The organism is Mesorhizobium sp. M7A.F.Ce.TU.012.03.2.1 (genome assembly GCF_004006095.1).
In the GTDB taxonomy this organism is placed as follows: Bacteria; Pseudomonadota; Alphaproteobacteria; order Rhizobiales; family Rhizobiaceae; genus Mesorhizobium.
In genome coordinates this window covers 5578077-5591424 of record NZ_CP034779.1, presented here as the reverse complement: position 1 = coordinate 5591424, position 13348 = coordinate 5578077, and the positions used below count along the sequence as shown (strand labels likewise).

16 protein-coding genes are annotated in these 13348 nt (G+C 61.6%); 8 read left to right on the top strand and 8 right to left on the bottom strand.

Features of this window, described 5'->3' with window-relative positions:
• Nucleotides 1–26: 26 nt before the first annotated feature.
• The gene (locus tag EJ079_RS27790; RefSeq protein ID WP_127810712.1) at nucleotides 27–1289 is read right to left on the bottom strand and encodes a multidrug efflux MFS transporter; all 1263 of its coding nucleotides are present in this window, start codon (nucleotides 1287–1289) and stop codon (nucleotides 27–29) included.
• Between the two features lie 180 nt (nucleotides 1290–1469).
• Between EJ079_RS27790 and EJ079_RS27785 the strand changes: the two genes are divergently transcribed.
• Nucleotides 1470–2135: a GntR family transcriptional regulator gene (locus tag EJ079_RS27785; protein WP_127810711.1), complete on the top strand. Its 666-nt coding sequence runs from the start codon at nucleotides 1470–1472 to the stop codon at nucleotides 2133–2135.
• A gap of 113 nt (nucleotides 2136–2248) precedes the next feature.
• Nucleotides 2249–2482: a DUF982 domain-containing protein gene (locus tag EJ079_RS27780; protein WP_244506945.1), complete on the top strand. Its 234-nt coding sequence runs from the start codon at nucleotides 2249–2251 to the stop codon at nucleotides 2480–2482.
• Between the two features lie 66 nt (nucleotides 2483–2548).
• Here the strand turns inward: EJ079_RS27780 and EJ079_RS27775 are convergent, their stop codons facing one another.
• Both EJ079_RS27775 and EJ079_RS27770 read right to left on the bottom strand, forming a co-directional pair.
• On the bottom strand, nucleotides 2549–2701 hold the full coding sequence (locus tag EJ079_RS27775) for a hypothetical protein (RefSeq protein ID WP_013532262.1): 153 nt from the start codon (nucleotides 2699–2701) through the stop codon (nucleotides 2549–2551).
• Nucleotides 2702–2877: 176 nt separating this feature from the next.
• Complete coding sequence (locus tag EJ079_RS27770; protein ID WP_127323004.1) at nucleotides 2878–3921, bottom strand: aldo/keto reductase; 1044 nt, start codon at nucleotides 3919–3921, stop codon at nucleotides 2878–2880.
• Nucleotides 3922–4198: 277 nt separating this feature from the next.
• On the opposite strand from EJ079_RS27770, the gene ppk2 reads away from it, so the two are divergent.
• Nucleotides 4199–5119, top strand: a complete 921-nt coding sequence (ppk2, locus tag EJ079_RS27765) for a polyphosphate kinase 2 (protein WP_127270468.1) — start codon at nucleotides 4199–4201, stop codon at nucleotides 5117–5119.
• Between the two features lie 48 nt (nucleotides 5120–5167).
• Here ppk2 and EJ079_RS27760 read toward each other — a convergent pair whose 3' ends face one another.
• The 5 genes from EJ079_RS27760 to EJ079_RS27740 all read right to left on the bottom strand — a co-directional run bounded on the left by EJ079_RS27760 (nucleotide 5168) and on the right by EJ079_RS27740 (nucleotide 8693).
• A complete protein-coding gene (locus EJ079_RS27760; RefSeq protein ID WP_127270469.1) occupies nucleotides 5168–5815 on the bottom strand; it encodes a dihydrofolate reductase family protein in 648 nt (215 codons plus the stop codon).
• Nucleotides 5816–6051: 236 nt separating this feature from the next.
• Nucleotides 6052–6402, bottom strand: a complete 351-nt coding sequence (locus EJ079_RS27755) for a HepT-like ribonuclease domain-containing protein (protein ID WP_127810710.1) — start codon at nucleotides 6400–6402, stop codon at nucleotides 6052–6054.
• Nucleotides 6402–6698, bottom strand: a complete 297-nt coding sequence (locus EJ079_RS27750) for a nucleotidyltransferase domain-containing protein (protein WP_127810709.1) — start codon at nucleotides 6696–6698, stop codon at nucleotides 6402–6404. Before EJ079_RS27750 ends, EJ079_RS27755 begins: the two co-directional genes overlap by 1 nt.
• Nucleotides 6699–6738: 40 nt before the next feature.
• Nucleotides 6739–7776 (bottom strand): porphobilinogen synthase, encoded by a 1038-nt coding sequence (gene hemB / locus EJ079_RS27745; protein ID WP_127810708.1) that lies wholly within the window; start codon nucleotides 7774–7776, stop codon nucleotides 6739–6741.
• Nucleotides 7777–7865: 89 nt separating this feature from the next.
• Nucleotides 7866–8693, bottom strand: coding sequence for a DUF2066 domain-containing protein (locus tag EJ079_RS27740; protein ID WP_127810707.1), 828 nt, complete (start codon nucleotides 8691–8693; stop codon nucleotides 7866–7868).
• A gap of 196 nt (nucleotides 8694–8889) precedes the next feature.
• Here EJ079_RS27740 and EJ079_RS27735 point away from each other — a divergent pair, with 196 nt between their 5' ends.
• The 5 genes from EJ079_RS27735 to EJ079_RS27715 all read left to right on the top strand — a co-directional run bounded on the left by EJ079_RS27735 (nucleotide 8890) and on the right by EJ079_RS27715 (nucleotide 13301).
• A complete protein-coding gene (locus EJ079_RS27735; protein ID WP_127810706.1) occupies nucleotides 8890–9933 on the top strand; it encodes an enoyl-CoA hydratase/isomerase family protein in 1044 nt (347 codons plus the stop codon).
• Nucleotides 9930–10352 (top strand): DUF6163 family protein, encoded by a 423-nt coding sequence (locus EJ079_RS27730; protein ID WP_127272646.1) that lies wholly within the window; start codon nucleotides 9930–9932, stop codon nucleotides 10350–10352. The genes EJ079_RS27735 and EJ079_RS27730 overlap by 4 nt, the downstream gene beginning before the upstream one ends.
• 238 nt (nucleotides 10353–10590) lie before the next feature.
• Complete coding sequence (locus EJ079_RS27725) at nucleotides 10591–11106, top strand: winged helix DNA-binding protein (protein ID WP_008875359.1); 516 nt, start codon at nucleotides 10591–10593, stop codon at nucleotides 11104–11106.
• Nucleotides 11107–11279: 173 nt separating this feature from the next.
• Complete coding sequence (locus EJ079_RS27720; RefSeq protein WP_245481746.1) at nucleotides 11280–11690, top strand: hypothetical protein; 411 nt, start codon at nucleotides 11280–11282, stop codon at nucleotides 11688–11690.
• Nucleotides 11691–12047: 357 nt separating this feature from the next.
• On the top strand, nucleotides 12048–13301 hold the full coding sequence (locus EJ079_RS27715) for a L,D-transpeptidase family protein (protein ID WP_127329923.1): 1254 nt from the start codon (nucleotides 12048–12050) through the stop codon (nucleotides 13299–13301).
• Nucleotides 13302–13348 lie beyond the last annotated feature (47 nt).

The window sequence follows — 13348 nt, the reverse complement described above, 5'->3', positions numbered from 1 at the left end:
GTGATATCAGGGGATGCCCAATCCCGTCAGGACTTGCCGGCTTTGGCGAGCATGTCCTGCTCGCGGCGCGACTGTGCCAGCCAGTTATACACCGCGCCCCCGGCCATCAAGACGGATGTGCCCAGAAACACCGAGCGCATGCCGAAATGGCCACCGGCAAAGCCGCCGAGCAGGGGACCGGCGACCTGCCCGACATACTGGGCGGAAATCGACAACCCGAGCACATTGCCGCCGACCCCATAGGGAACATTGTGGCGGATCACGCTGGTGATGCAGGGCAAGAGCCCGCCCAGCGCCAGGCCCATCAGGAAACGCAGGCCGATGAGTTGCCAGCTTTGCGTGACGAAGGCCTGCGGGATCAGCAGCAGTGCCGAGACGGCAAGCGCGCCGATGATGACGTTCCAGTGGCCGACGCGGTCGGCGAGTTTGCCGAGGCGCGAAGCCGACAGGATGGCGCCAAGGGCCGCCGCCGACATGACGACGCCTGATATCAGCGTGACGCGGCTCTGGTCCTCGATGAGCTGCTGCACATAGACGGTGATGATCGGCTCGATCGACATGGTGGCGAAGCTCAACAGCATGCCGGTCGCCAGCATGGCGACGACAGGCCGCTTGTCCGGGATTTGTGCCCAGCCGCCTTTCTGCTTCTGCTTCGCTGCGGCGTCCGCTGTTTTCGGCCGGGGATTCTCCTTGATCAGAAACGTGGTCGCCAGGAACGCCAGGAAGATGACGCCGCCGGAGAGGAGAAAGGTGGCGCGGATGCCGATCAGCGGCGGCAGGGCGCCGCCCACCAGTGGGCCGACCAGAGCCCCACCCGTGATGCCGGCCGACAGCAGGCCCAGCGCCCAGCCGGAGCGTTCCTTCGGCGTCTGCATGGCAACGAGGATGGTCGATCCCGAGGAATAGCCACCGGCAAACCCGATCAGCAGCCGCAGCAGCACCAGTTGCCAGACCGTCTGCACCATGCCGGTCAGCGACATGCATATGGCCATGCCGAAGCTGGCGCGAACCAGCATCACCTTGCGGCCGTAGCGGTCGCCGAGACGTCCCCAGAGCGGCGCCACCAGCGCCGCCGCGAAGAACGTCGCGCCATAGGCAATCCCCGACCATTGCACGATCGCCGCGTGGCCCTCGGCGCCGAGCTGCTCGATATAGAGCGGCAGGAACGGCAAAAGCAGCGTCATGGCGACAAGCGTCGAAAACGATCCGGCAACGCACACGAACAGATTGCGCCGCCAGTGGATGTTGTAGGTGCTGTCGGTCGCCGGGGGCGTGTTCTGCTGCTGCATGTCATATGTCCTGTCCCAGCAACTCTTATCGATGCTTGCTGCGGATACCAATTTGGGATACCAAGATGGTGCCCCTGATGGACGCAAGCTTGACCGCTGTCAATGCGACCGTCTCAAACGTGATCGGAAAAGGCGGCCGGCAAGACGATCGCCAGCAACGATCAGAAAATGGAAACGACAATGTCGCAGATGCAGAGCGTCGAAAAACAGCTTCGGCAAATGATCCTGGGCCTCGAGATCGGTCCCGGCGAGAAGCTGACCGAGCGCTGGATCGAGAGCCGCTTCGGCGCGTCGCGAACCCCGGTCAGGGCAGCACTTCTGCGGCTTGAGACCGAGGGCCTGGTCGGCAGGGACGGACGTGGCTGGACGGTGTCGCCGATCAATCTGGCTGAACTCGAGCAGATCGCCGTCTACAGGGAGGCGGTCGAGGTTGCGGCACTTCGCCTGACATGCGGCCTGGCGGACCGGAGCGCCGTCGATGTCATCGAGGCGATGCTCGAGTCCTGCGACAACGACACGCCGCGCGAGGAATGGCATCGCGTCGGCATGGATTTTCACATCGAACTGGCTCGTCTGTCGGGCAATGAATTCCTGTTCCGGGCGGTGCGCGATGCCATGACGCGCCTGTCGCGGGCGCGCTGGCTGGAGGTCCGCGACGAAGCGGCCCTCAGCCGCGCCTGGGCCGAACATCGCGCCATACTCGCGTCGGCACGCCTTGGCGACGCCGATGAAGCCGCGCGCCTGCTGTCAGGCCACATCGTCGGCAGCCGCGACCGACTGGTGACGTCGCTCGCCAACGATCGGCGCGGTCTTCGCGCCAGAGGCTTTGCCGTCGTTGCTGCTTAAAGGTGGATGAAGGGGCGCAAAGCGGCGTCTGGACGTATGCGCACTTTCGCCTCGCTTCGCAGACGCCGATGGCGTAAGGAGCGGCCATGGAAAACAACCGATTTGAAACACCTGTGACTGTGAAGTCAGTCGCGGCGGGAAGCACTCAGCTCTTGCGCACGGCGCGTGAGGCTTCCGACTACCTCCTCAACAGCTGGCCCGGCAAGCGCAGCCCCAAGCATCGCGCGGCCCTGCAGGCCTGCCATGACGCACTCGCCGGCGACAAGCCGGCGATGAACGCCAGGCGCGCCTTCATCGCGGCAGCACGCGAAGTGGACGTGTTCGTCAGCGACAAGGCGCCCGCCTGACACAAGCCGACATTTGAGGCGGCAATCTGGATTGAGGCACGGCCCGCATCTGCGGGCCGTTTGCCGTCACTTTGCCGTTTCGGTTTCGGCTTCAGTCTCGTCTTCGGGCTTCGAACGTTCCCGCGCTGCAACCTTGGCTGCCAGCTTCTCGGCCTTTTTGGCCGCCTTCTGGCGGTCGCGTTCCTTGCGTTCCTGATCGTAGTTTGGTGGTCGCGCCATATCGGCTCCTTTTCACTGCCTTGCGGCTCTGGTCCTGCCTAGGAGCATTAGCCGTCAAACACAACAGCTGAAGCGATAGTGCGTCGATGATGGCCAGGCTTGCAAGATGTGCGTTGCAATGAAGAGGCCAGGTTCATCATTGCGGCGGCCGATACCTATCGCCATCGATTTGCCGGTCAGATGCCGCTTCGGTCAATCACCAGATCGGCGGCACCAAAACGGTCCTTTGCCGTCAGCTGCTGGTGCCAGTAGGGATAGAGCAAGGGTGGCCGGCTGACCGCGTCGAGGCGCTCGCGCTCCTCGCCGGAGAGCATCAGGCTTGCCGCCGCGATGTTGTCCCGGAACTGCGTTTCCGTCCTGCCGCCGATCACCAGCGAACTGACGGCCGGCCGGCCAAGCAGCCAGGCCAGCGCCACCTGCGCTGCCGACACGCCGCGCTGCGCGCCGATCTCGACAAGCACGTCGACGATCCGCCACAGCCGGTCCTCGTCGCGGATCGGCGGTTCGGACCAGCCGGCAAGCTGGCGGGCGGTGGGGCTGTCGCGGCGGTATTTGCCGGACAGCAATCCGCCGGCAAGCGGGCTCCAGACCAGGACGCCCAACCCCTGGTCGACGGAAATCGGCAGCAGTTCGTACTCCGCCTCGCGCGCTTCCAGCGTGTAATGGATCTGCTGCGTGACGAAGCGCGGCTGATGATGGCTGTCGCTGATGCCGAGCGCCTTCATCACCTGCCAGCCGGAATAATTGGAGCAGCCGACATAGCGGATCTTGCCCTGGGCAACCAGCGTGTCGAGCGCGCCGATGGTTTCCTCCAGCGGTGTCACGCCATCCCATTCGTGCAGGAAATAGATGTCGATGACGTCTGTCCTGAGCCGCTTCAGGCTTTTCTCGCATTCGCGGATCAGGTGATGGCGTGACAGGCCTTCATCGTTCGGGCCTTTGCCGATCCGCATCCGTGCCTTGGAGGCGATCAGCACGTCGCCCTTGCGCTTGCCGCCGAGCGCTTCGCCGATGATTTCTTCGGAAATGCCATTCGAATAGACGTTGGCGGTGTCGATGACATTGATGCCGGCGTCGATGCAGAGGTCGATCATGCGGCGCGCTTCGTCGAGGTCGGTCTTGCCGACAGCCGAAAACGCGCCGGCGCCGCCGAAAGTCATGGTGCCCATGGTCAGCGTCGATACTTTCAGGCCGGAACGGCCGAGTGTGCGGTATTCCATGTCGATCCTCGCGATTGCGTTGGAAAAGGGGCTGGGGAGGGTGCCCGAATGTGGCCGCTATTTGTAGGACAATTTGCGCGACTTGTCGCCATGCCAGGACGCCGGATCGATCATGCCTGGCGGGATTGGCAGCGGCGGCGATCACGCTCGGGCTGCAATAAAACCGTCATTGCAGGCCTATATTGAAGTCGGCTCAGGCGTTGCCGTTCCGGGCTGTAAGCCGGAGTTTGGGGCGCCGGACGTGGATCGACAGAGCTTGCAAGTGGAGCAGCCGATAATGACCGAGCTAAAACAGAATTCTCCGGCCAGGGATTGGCTTGAAGCCGAGCTCGCCGACACGCTCGACGAAGACTATGAGCTCGAAATGTCGGAGCCGGCGCTGTCGATGGAGATCGCCAAGATCTACAAGAACTCGCATCCGCCTTCGATCGATCGCATGCAATATTTTCGCGACCTGATCACCCTGCAGTCCGAATTGATCAAGCTGCAGTCCTGGGTCGCCTACCACAAGAAGAAGCTGGTGGTGATCTTCGAGGGACGCGATTCGGCCGGCAAGGGCGGTGTCATCAAGCGCATCACCCAGCGGCTTAACCCGCGCATCTGCCGTGTCGTGGCACTGCCGGCACCGACCGAGCGCGAAAAGTCGCAATGGTATTTCCAGCGCTATGTCCCGCATCTGCCGGCCGGCGGCGAGATCGTGCTGTTCGACCGCTCATGGTACAACCGCTCGGGCGTCGAGCGGGTGATGGGCTTTGCCCAGCCCGATCAGGTCGAAGAATTCTTCCACGACGTGCCGGAGTTCGAGCGCATGCTGGTCCGCTCGGGCATTACCGTGGTCAAATACTGGTTCTCGATCACCGACGAGGAACAGCAGATGCGCTTCCTGATGCGCATCCATGATCCAATGAAGCAGTGGAAACTGTCGCCGATGGATCTGCAGTCGCGTGTGCGCTGGGAGCAGTACACCAAGGCCAAGGAAGAGACCTTCGCCCGCACCAACATCCCGGAAGCGCCTTGGTTCATCGTCGAGGGCAACGACAAGAAGCGCGCGCGGCTGAACTGCATCGACCATCTGCTCAAGCAGCTGCCTTACGAGGAAGTGCCGCACGAGGAGATCACTTTGCCGGAGCGCGTCTTCAACCCCGAATACGAGCGCCAGGTGCTGCCGCGCGAGCTCTACGTGCCGGAGAAGTATTGATGGATCGCTCCCTTCTCCCCGTATAGTGACGGGGAGAAAAAGCTGTAACTACGCCCGCTTGATGGTGACGTGCGTGGCAAGCGGCGTCGCCACCTGCTCGCTGCAGATATAGCCCAGCTTGAGCATATCGAGGCCGGCGAAAAGGTTCTCGCCCGAGCCGAGCAGCACCGGCGCGATCGCCAGATGCATCTCGTCGATCAGTTTTTCCTGCAGATATTGCCGGATGGTGGCGACGCCGCCGCCGACCCGCACGTCCTTGCCGCCAGCGGCAGCCTTAGCCTGTTCAAGAGCTGAATGGATACCGTCAGTGACGAAGTGGAAAGTCGTGCCGCCCTCCATCGTGATCGGTTCCCGCTTGTGATGGGTGAGCACGAAAACCGGCACATGATAGGGCGGGTTGTCGCCCCACCAGCCCTTCCAGCTGTCGTCAGGCCACTCGCCGCGGATCGGCCCGAACATGTTGCGGCCGAGGATCCAGGCGCCGACATTCTCGAAGCTGCGCGCCGCGAACGCCTCGTTGACGTCGGTGGTGCCGCCATCTTGTCCGAGCACCTTCTCGCGGAAGGTGCAGGTGTCGACAAACCACTTGTGCAAGGATTCCCCACCGACGCCGAGAGGATTTTGCAGATCCTGATCGGGACCGGCGCCATAGCCGTCGAGCGACAGGGTGAAAGCGTTGACGCGAAGTTTGGACATGCGAGCCTCCTCGATAACCGATTGTATTTTGCAAGCAGTTGTTTGTAGCAAGCTGATTGTGAATTGCAACCGGTATTTTCAAAGAACTTTGCCGCACCGCACGTGCAGAGCAGAAAGATCCGGCAGTCTCGACGCGAGCAAATGTTCCGTTGCCATGCAATTGCTTATGACGAGAGAAATATCGCGGTTCCTTCCTTGCGACGCGAACAGGATGCTGCCGCAAGTGTCAGCCACAACTATCGGCGCTGCGACGCTTCGAGCATACGTTCGACAGCAAGACGCAGTGGCGGCAGGCTGTCGGTCACCACCGCCCATACTATCGCACCGGAGGTTTTGTGATATTCGTGACGCAAAACGTTGCCTATCCCACGAACTTGTTTCCATGGAATCTCGGGAGCAAGGGCTGCCAAATCATCGGGAATGTGGCGGGCAGCTTCGGAAATGATTTCGATCCCGCGCTCGATGCCATGTCGGAGCAGCCAGTCGCTATTTGAAGTCATCCAGCGTCTTGCCCGCGGCGGCAGCAAGATGCCGTCCAGGGCCTCCATGATTTCGGCTAGAATCGGTTCGATCCGGCGCACTGCCATCAAAATATGCGCACAGCAGATTGTTCGATGTCGGCCTTCAAGATGGGATTGAGGCTGTCGCGGGTGGTGATATCGATCTCCGCTGACATCTTCTCCTCAAGAAATTGCTTGATGCCGACCAGATCAATCAGCGAAAAGCGTCTTGCAGGATCATAATCGATGAAGAGGTCGAGATCGCTGTCAGGCCCTGCGTCGCCCCGTAAAATCGATCCGAACAGATAAAGCGAAGTCGCGCCCATGCCCTTGATGGCATCTGCATTTCTCTGCAACCGCTTTATGACCTCATTCCTGCTCATGAATTCATTCTAGCGGATTGCGTTAAAATTCCAAAGCTACCTAGCGGCCCCCCTTCAGCATCTCCGCCACTTCCGGAGCGAAATAGGTCAAAATGCCGTCGCAGCCGGCGCGCTTGAAGGCGAGCAGCGATTCCAGCATTGCCTTCTCGCCGTCGATCCAGCCATTGGCGCCTGCCGCCTTGATCATCGAATATTCGCCCGACACCTGGTAGGCGAAGGTCGGCATCCGGAATTCGTCCTTCAGCCGCCGGATGATGTCGAGATAGGGCAGGCCGGGCTTGACCATCAGCATGTCGGCGCCCTCGGCGATGTCCTGTTCGGCCTCTCGCACCGCCTCGTCGGAATTGGCATGGTCGATGTAATAGGTCTTCTTGTCGCCCTTGAGCAGACCGGCGGTGCCCACCGCCTCGCGATAGGGACCGTAGAAGGCCGAGGCGAATTTGGTCGCATAGGACATGATCGCCACATCCTGAAAACCATTGGCGTCGAGCGCGTCGCGGATGGCGCCGATGCGGCCGTCCATCATGTCGGATGGCGCGATGATGTCGGCGCCGGCGGCCGCCTGGATGACGGCAGCGGCGGTCACCTGTTCCACCGTCTCGTCATTGACGATGATGCCGTCGCGCAGGATGCCGTCATGGCCGTGGCTGGTGAATGGGTCGAGCGCGGCGTCGGTGATGATGCCGATCTGCGGCACCGCATCCTTGATCGCACGGGTGGCGCGGTTGATGACATTGTCGGGATCGAGGATATGCGAGCCGGTCTGGTCGCGCAGCGAGATGTCCACATTGGGGAAGGTGGCGAGTGCCGGAATGCCGAGTTTCGCCGCGCGCTCGGCCTCCTTGACGGCGAGATCGATGGACAGGCGGAAGACGCCGGGCATGGCGGCGATCGGCTCGCGGACACCCTTGCCCTCGACGACGAAGATCGGCCAGATCAGGTCGTCGACCGTGAGCCGGTTCTCCTGCACGAGACGGCGCGACCAGTCGGCCTTGCGCATGCGGCGCAGACGGCGGCTGCCGGTGATCTCGTCGACGCCGCGCGCGCCGGCGGGCTTTGCGGGGGTGAATTTGTTCATCGCCAAATACTCTCGTTCGGGCAGGCTTTTACCACGAGCTCCCGCTGCTGACCAATGCGGCACGATTGTGCCAGCGATCCGGCCGAAGTCTATTCGGGTTGCCCATTGCCTGACAGAATCTGTGCCGCGCCTCTGATGGCGACACGGAAAGCCTCGTCGAAATTGACGCCGCGCACCTGCCAGCGGTAGGTCTCGTCGCCCGCCTTGAGCTGCCAATAGGCGATCCAGCCCAGTTCCTTGTCGCTCCAGACGAGACTGCCGGAAAGCGCCTGGTTGGCCCCGGCCTTCTTCGCCAGTGTGTCGAGCTTCGTCATCTCGGCATTGCGAAGCGCCTGATCGTCCAATCCGGCCCGCGACAGCTGCGCCGCCGTGGGAAAAGCCACCTGCATGGCCAGCGGTACGGCGGCATTGCCGAACGATTCGCGCATCGGCATGCCACGGTCGTCGTCGGCATCGAGCGCATAATGCATTGTTCCGCGCTCGGTCGTCAAAAACACCGCCAGCCGCGGCCGCTCAGTCAGCCACGGCCTGCTGCCGAGCGAAGCCAGCACCGGGTCGATTTCAGCCGGCTTGTACTGGCAGTAAAGGTTATGGGGCCGATCGTACGTGCCCTGATCGTCATGGTTGGGAATGCCTTCCATGCGGTCGCGGTAGCGAAAGCTGGCGACGAAGCTGCCGGCCTTGTCGCGCAATGCCGTCATTTCAGGTTTCGCCGGCAGGCGCTGATCGCCGGAAACCCGCACCAGAACCGCGTCGAGGCAGCGCTTGAAGCCGGACTGGCGGTTCTTCTCGTATTTGCCGTTGACGATGGTCTGCGAGCTGTAGAGATCTTCCAAAGTCGCCGCCATGACCGGGTGAACAGTCAAGCAGATGCTCAGCCCGATTGCCACCGGCGCAAGGCGCGAAAATCGAGTCATAAACAACCGTCCCGTTCGAAGACCCGCCAGAGCTGCGCTGCAATGAACTCTATCCAGTTTTTCAGTATTGCAGCTCGATTTTTAGCACTCGCTCCTGGTCCGGGCCAGAGCTTGCACCGGTGTGCTCGCCATTGACGCACCCATGCGCCACGCTTTAGCACTTCAATCCCGGCGGCCGGGGGAGGGATTCTTCACGATGGATTTTGGCGGAGGCGACGAGATCCGCTTCGAACATTTGGGCCGGGCCGGCGTCGTCACCTTGACGCGGCCGCAGGCGCTCAATGCCTTGACGCACGGCATGATCAGGGCGCTCGACGCTGCTCTTTCCGCCTGGGAAGCCGACCAGGGCATCGACGTTATCGTCGTCAAGGCAGAGGGCAGGGCCTTTTCGGCCGGCGGCGATATCCTGCATGTCTATGAGACAGGCCGCGCGGGAAAACCGCCGGTCGAGTTCTTCGCCGATGAATATCGCCTCAATGCCCGCATCAACAGTTTTAGGAAACCTTATGTCGCCCTGATCGACGGTATCGTCATGGGTGGCGGCGTCGGTATCTCCTTCCATGGCTCGCACCGGGTGATGACCGAGAATGCCCAATTTGCCATGCCGGAGGTCGGCATCGGCTTTTTTCCGGATGTTGGCGCCAGCCACCTGCTGCCTGATCTCGGCGGCTCCTTCGGCATGTATCTGGCGCTGACCGGCAATCGCATCCGCTATGGCGATGCGCTGTGGTCGGGGCTGGCCACCCACACCATCAAGGCCGAGGACCAGGCTGGCTTTCTCGACCGCCTGGCGCTGACCGGCGATCCGGAATCGGTGCTGCGCGGCTTCTTCGTGCAGGCAAGGCGCGAAACCGACAGGCCGACGCTGGAGGCGATTGTTCGCCATTTTTCGCGACCGTCCCTGAACCGCGTCATCGACAGCCTCGAGCGTGCGGCCGACGCCGACGAGTTCGCGGCAAAGACACTGGCGACGATCCGCACCCGCTCGCCGACCAGCCTGCGCGTCGCCTGGCGGCAGATCAGCGCCGGACTGACGCTGTCCATGGAAGCCTGCATGAAGATGGAGTTCCGCATCCTCAACCGAATGCTCGCGGGCCATGATTTCTACGAAGGCATCCGCGCCGCGATCATCGACAAGGGCTCGAAGCCGCAATGGCGGCCGGCAAGCCTCGCTGCGGTCAGCGAAGCGGATGTCGATGCCTATTTCGCTCCGCTCGGCGAACGGGAACTCTTGATATGAGCGAGGTGACCTCGAGGCGCGTCGTGCTGCAGCCCTCCGGGGTGGAGGTGATCTTCGCCTGGTTCCAGCGCGTCATATCGGGCTATTGCCTGCTGTTCGGCATTCTCTACTGGATCAGGTTGATCGGCTTTTATCCGGGTACGCTGTGGCGGTTCGACCTGATGCCCGTGCACTGGCAGGTGGCTGCGGTGGTGCTCGCCGTGTTCTTTCCCTTTGCCGCTGCCGGCCTGTGGATGCTGGCGTCCTGGGGGCCGGTGATCTGGTTCATCTGCGCGGTGACCGAGACGGTCATGTATGCCGGCTTTCCCGAGCTATTCGGCCACCGCTTGCTGATTGTCGCCTCGCATGCGGCGGTGGCGCTGCTCTACATCGTCTTCCGTGTCGTCATCTACCTGCAGAAGCGCCCGGTCCGCCACTAAGCCGTTGAACCCATTGGCGGCCCCGCTGTCGCCTCGAATGAGCCCCGCAATCGTTGCCGAAATCTTTAGGTTAATTATCCTTGCTCGGGTGACCGTTCGTTAAGCCTCTTCCGAAACCCCTTACCGGTAAGCTCTTGTTAGCCCTAGCGTTTAAGTCGAATTTTATGAGTATTCGATAGTGTCGCGATCAAGGTGAAAAACAAAAAATCACCAGGGCGACAAACAAGAGGCAAAGACAATGATCAATTCGCGTCCGGCGGCGAAGACCGCCAACGTATCCGACGATCGCCGCGAGGCTATCCGTTCCCTGTACATGGAATCGCTGCAGCTTGTTGAGCGGCTGCACCGCCGCCTGCTTGATGTGATCAAGGACGAATTCGACCGCAACGGCCGTTCCGACATCAATGCCATCCAGGCGCTGCTGCTGTTCAATATCGGCAATTCCGAGCTGACCGCCGGCGAGTTGCGCTCGCGTGGCTACTATCTCGGCTCGAACGTCTCCTACAATCTGAAGAAGCTGGTCGATCTCGGCTTCATCAATCACCAGCGCTCGCGCATCGACCGCCGTTCGGTCCGTGTCTCGCTGACGCCGAAGGGCAACGAGGTGGCGGAGGTCGTTGCCGGCCTCTACGAGCGTCATGTCGGCTCGATCGAGCAGGTCGGCGGCATCAACACCGACGAGTTCAAGCAGATGAACCGTGCTTTGCAGCGGCTCGACCGCTTCTGGAACGACACTATCGCCTACCGGATGTAAGGCGCCGCATCGGATCCGGCCCGCGCCACAGAAACGCGGCCGAAATATCGACCTTCAGTCAGGGCCGGTGCCGAGAGGCATCGGCCTTTTTCTAGCGACTGACGGCGACTTGAGTTCATCTGTTTGTCGGCTGACCGCAACCCCGTGGGCCACGCTTTGCTTTCGCTTCCACAATGCCTAATGTCGCCGCACAAGGGGGCATGATGGGTCGAAGCAGGCGTTTCAAGATCTGTTTTGTCGCGGCGGCGCTACTGCTTGCGTCAGAAACGGCTTTCGCCGAGGAATGGTGGAAGGATGCCTTCGCCATGGAAGGCAGCAGCCCGTGCGACGGCAATGACTCCAGAGTGACGTTCACCGATAAGTCGGTGGAAATGTGGGAAGTCGGCTGCACAATCGACAAAGTCCAGAAGATCAAAGGCCTGGACGCCGTCATTTTGGACCTGACTTGCTCGGACGATAACGACAGTGTGGAAAAGAGGCGGGCGCTGCTGCTCAAACTCGATGACAGCAAGATATTGCGTTACCCTGAGAACCAAGTGCTGCAACGATGTTCCGAGTTGGAGGCTCCGGGTTCGAAGCCTTGAGCCAGGGTCGTTCGCGGCTGGCTGCCGGTCCTGCCGCGCGGCAGTCGACCCCATGTCGGCGACGCTCCGACCCGATACCCAAAAGCATCGGTCCGTCCTTTTCGGAATGCCGGTCAGTCGGATTCGGGCGCTAGGCCACGTTGCCGCCATATTCCAGTGGAACCGAGAGTGGCAGTGATGCTGGTGTGAAGACCATGCGTTCACCCGCAATCCGTATCGCGCCTGGGCGCTGTCACACCAAGGTGATACGGAGCATGGTTGGCTAATTGTTAAGATTGCCAATTTTACAGTGCGGGCGAGATCGCCCGGTGATCAACGCAGCAAGTGATCGAACTGCTACAAATGTCTGGAACGTCCATGAGAACCAGCCGTCGTTTTTTCCTCTCCGGAGCCTCCGCGCTCGCAGCCGCAGTGGTCGCCGGCGGCGCCAATGCGCAGGATGTGATCGGTGACATCCTGAAATCCTCCGCGCGCGGCAATTGGGACGACCAGTTCGATGCCCGCGCCAGCGAGGGCGGCAAGGTGGCCTCGACGCTGCCGATCTTCAGCCCGCAGACCGTCGCCTTCACGGAACAGGCGGTCGGGCAATACCAGAACATTGTCGGGCAGGGTGGCTGGGTCGACGTTCCCGCGACCAAGAAGCTGCAGCTCGGCGTCGATGACCCGGATGTGGTGCCGTTGCGCAAGCGGCTGATGGTTTCCGGCGATCTGTCGCAGAGTGCCGGCATTTCGACGGCCTTCGATTCCTATGTCGACTCGGCGGTCAAGCGTTTCCAGCTGCGCCATGGCCTGCCTGCCGATGGTGCGCTCGGCAAATACACCTATGCGGCGATGAACGTTTCGGCGCAGATCCGGCTCGGCCAGTTGCAGACCAATCTGCAGCGGCTGCGCGAGAAGGCCGGCACGCTGGGCAGCCGTTACGTGCTGGTCGACATTCCGGCAGCGCAGGTCGAAGCGGTCGAGAACGACCGCGTCGTGCTTCGCCACACCGCGATCGTCGGCAAGATCGACCGGCAGACGCCGATCGTCAATTCCAAGATCAACGAGATCATCGTCAATCCATACTGGAACGCGCCCGTCTCGATCGTCCGCAAGGACATCATTCCGCTGATGCGGAAGAATCCCGATTATCTGAAGGACAGCCACATCCGCCTGTTCGCACCGGATGGCAGCGAAGTCGATCCGATGAATGTGGACTGGTCGACCGACGACGCCGCCAAGTACCGTTTCCGCCAGGATCCCGGCTCGGAAAACGCCATGGCTTCGGTGAAGATCAATTTCCCGAGCCCTGACGGCGTCTACATGCACGATACGCCGCAGCAGAGCCTGTTCGGCAAGATGTTGCGTTTCGATTCCTCGGGCTGCGTGCGCGTGCAGAATGTGCGCGACCTCGTCACCTGGATCCTGCGCGACACGCCTGGCTGGGACCGCCAGCATTTCGAAGCGGCGATCAAGACGGGTGAAAACACGCCGATCCAGGTCACCAATCCGGTGCCGGTCCATTTCCTCTATCTCTCGGCCTGGTCGACCGGTCCGGGCGTCGTGCAGTTCCGCGACGACGTCTACGCGCTTGATGGCAACAACGAACTGCAGATCACGTCCGCGCTGTAAACATTTGATTCCTAGCTAAAAAGGCCGCCTCTCAGGGCGGCCTTTTT

Bases quoted from the DNA above. Each gene is read 5' to 3' on its own strand.
- EJ079_RS27790 (WP_127810712.1), bottom strand. From the start codon at position 1,289: ATGCAGCAGCAGAACACGCCCCCGGCGACCGACAGCACCTACAACATC.
- EJ079_RS27785 (WP_127810711.1), top strand. From the start codon at position 1,470: ATGTCGCAGATGCAGAGCGTCGAAAAACAGCTTCGGCAAATGATCCTG.
- EJ079_RS27775 (WP_013532262.1), bottom strand. From the start codon at position 2,701: ATGGCGCGACCACCAAACTACGATCAGGAACGCAAGGAACGCGACCGC.
- EJ079_RS27770 (WP_127323004.1), bottom strand. From the start codon at position 3,921: ATGGAATACCGCACACTCGGCCGTTCCGGCCTGAAAGTATCGACGCTG.
- ppk2 (WP_127270468.1), top strand. From the start codon at position 4,199: ATGACCGAGCTAAAACAGAATTCTCCGGCCAGGGATTGGCTTGAAGCC.
- EJ079_RS27760 (WP_127270469.1), bottom strand. From the start codon at position 5,815: ATGTCCAAACTTCGCGTCAACGCTTTCACCCTGTCGCTCGACGGCTAT.
- EJ079_RS27755 (WP_127810710.1), bottom strand. From the start codon at position 6,402: ATGGCAGTGCGCCGGATCGAACCGATTCTAGCCGAAATCATGGAGGCC.
- EJ079_RS27750 (WP_127810709.1), bottom strand. From the start codon at position 6,698: ATGAGCAGGAATGAGGTCATAAAGCGGTTGCAGAGAAATGCAGATGCC.
- hemB (WP_127810708.1), bottom strand. From the start codon at position 7,776: ATGAACAAATTCACCCCCGCAAAGCCCGCCGGCGCGCGCGGCGTCGAC.
- EJ079_RS27740 (WP_127810707.1), bottom strand. From the start codon at position 8,693: ATGACTCGATTTTCGCGCCTTGCGCCGGTGGCAATCGGGCTGAGCATC.
- EJ079_RS27735 (WP_127810706.1), top strand. From the start codon at position 8,890: ATGGATTTTGGCGGAGGCGACGAGATCCGCTTCGAACATTTGGGCCGG.
- EJ079_RS27730 (WP_127272646.1), top strand. From the start codon at position 9,930: ATGAGCGAGGTGACCTCGAGGCGCGTCGTGCTGCAGCCCTCCGGGGTG.
- EJ079_RS27725 (WP_008875359.1), top strand. From the start codon at position 10,591: ATGATCAATTCGCGTCCGGCGGCGAAGACCGCCAACGTATCCGACGAT.
- EJ079_RS27720 (WP_245481746.1), top strand. From the start codon at position 11,280: ATGCCTAATGTCGCCGCACAAGGGGGCATGATGGGTCGAAGCAGGCGT.
- EJ079_RS27715 (WP_127329923.1), top strand. From the start codon at position 12,048: ATGAGAACCAGCCGTCGTTTTTTCCTCTCCGGAGCCTCCGCGCTCGCA.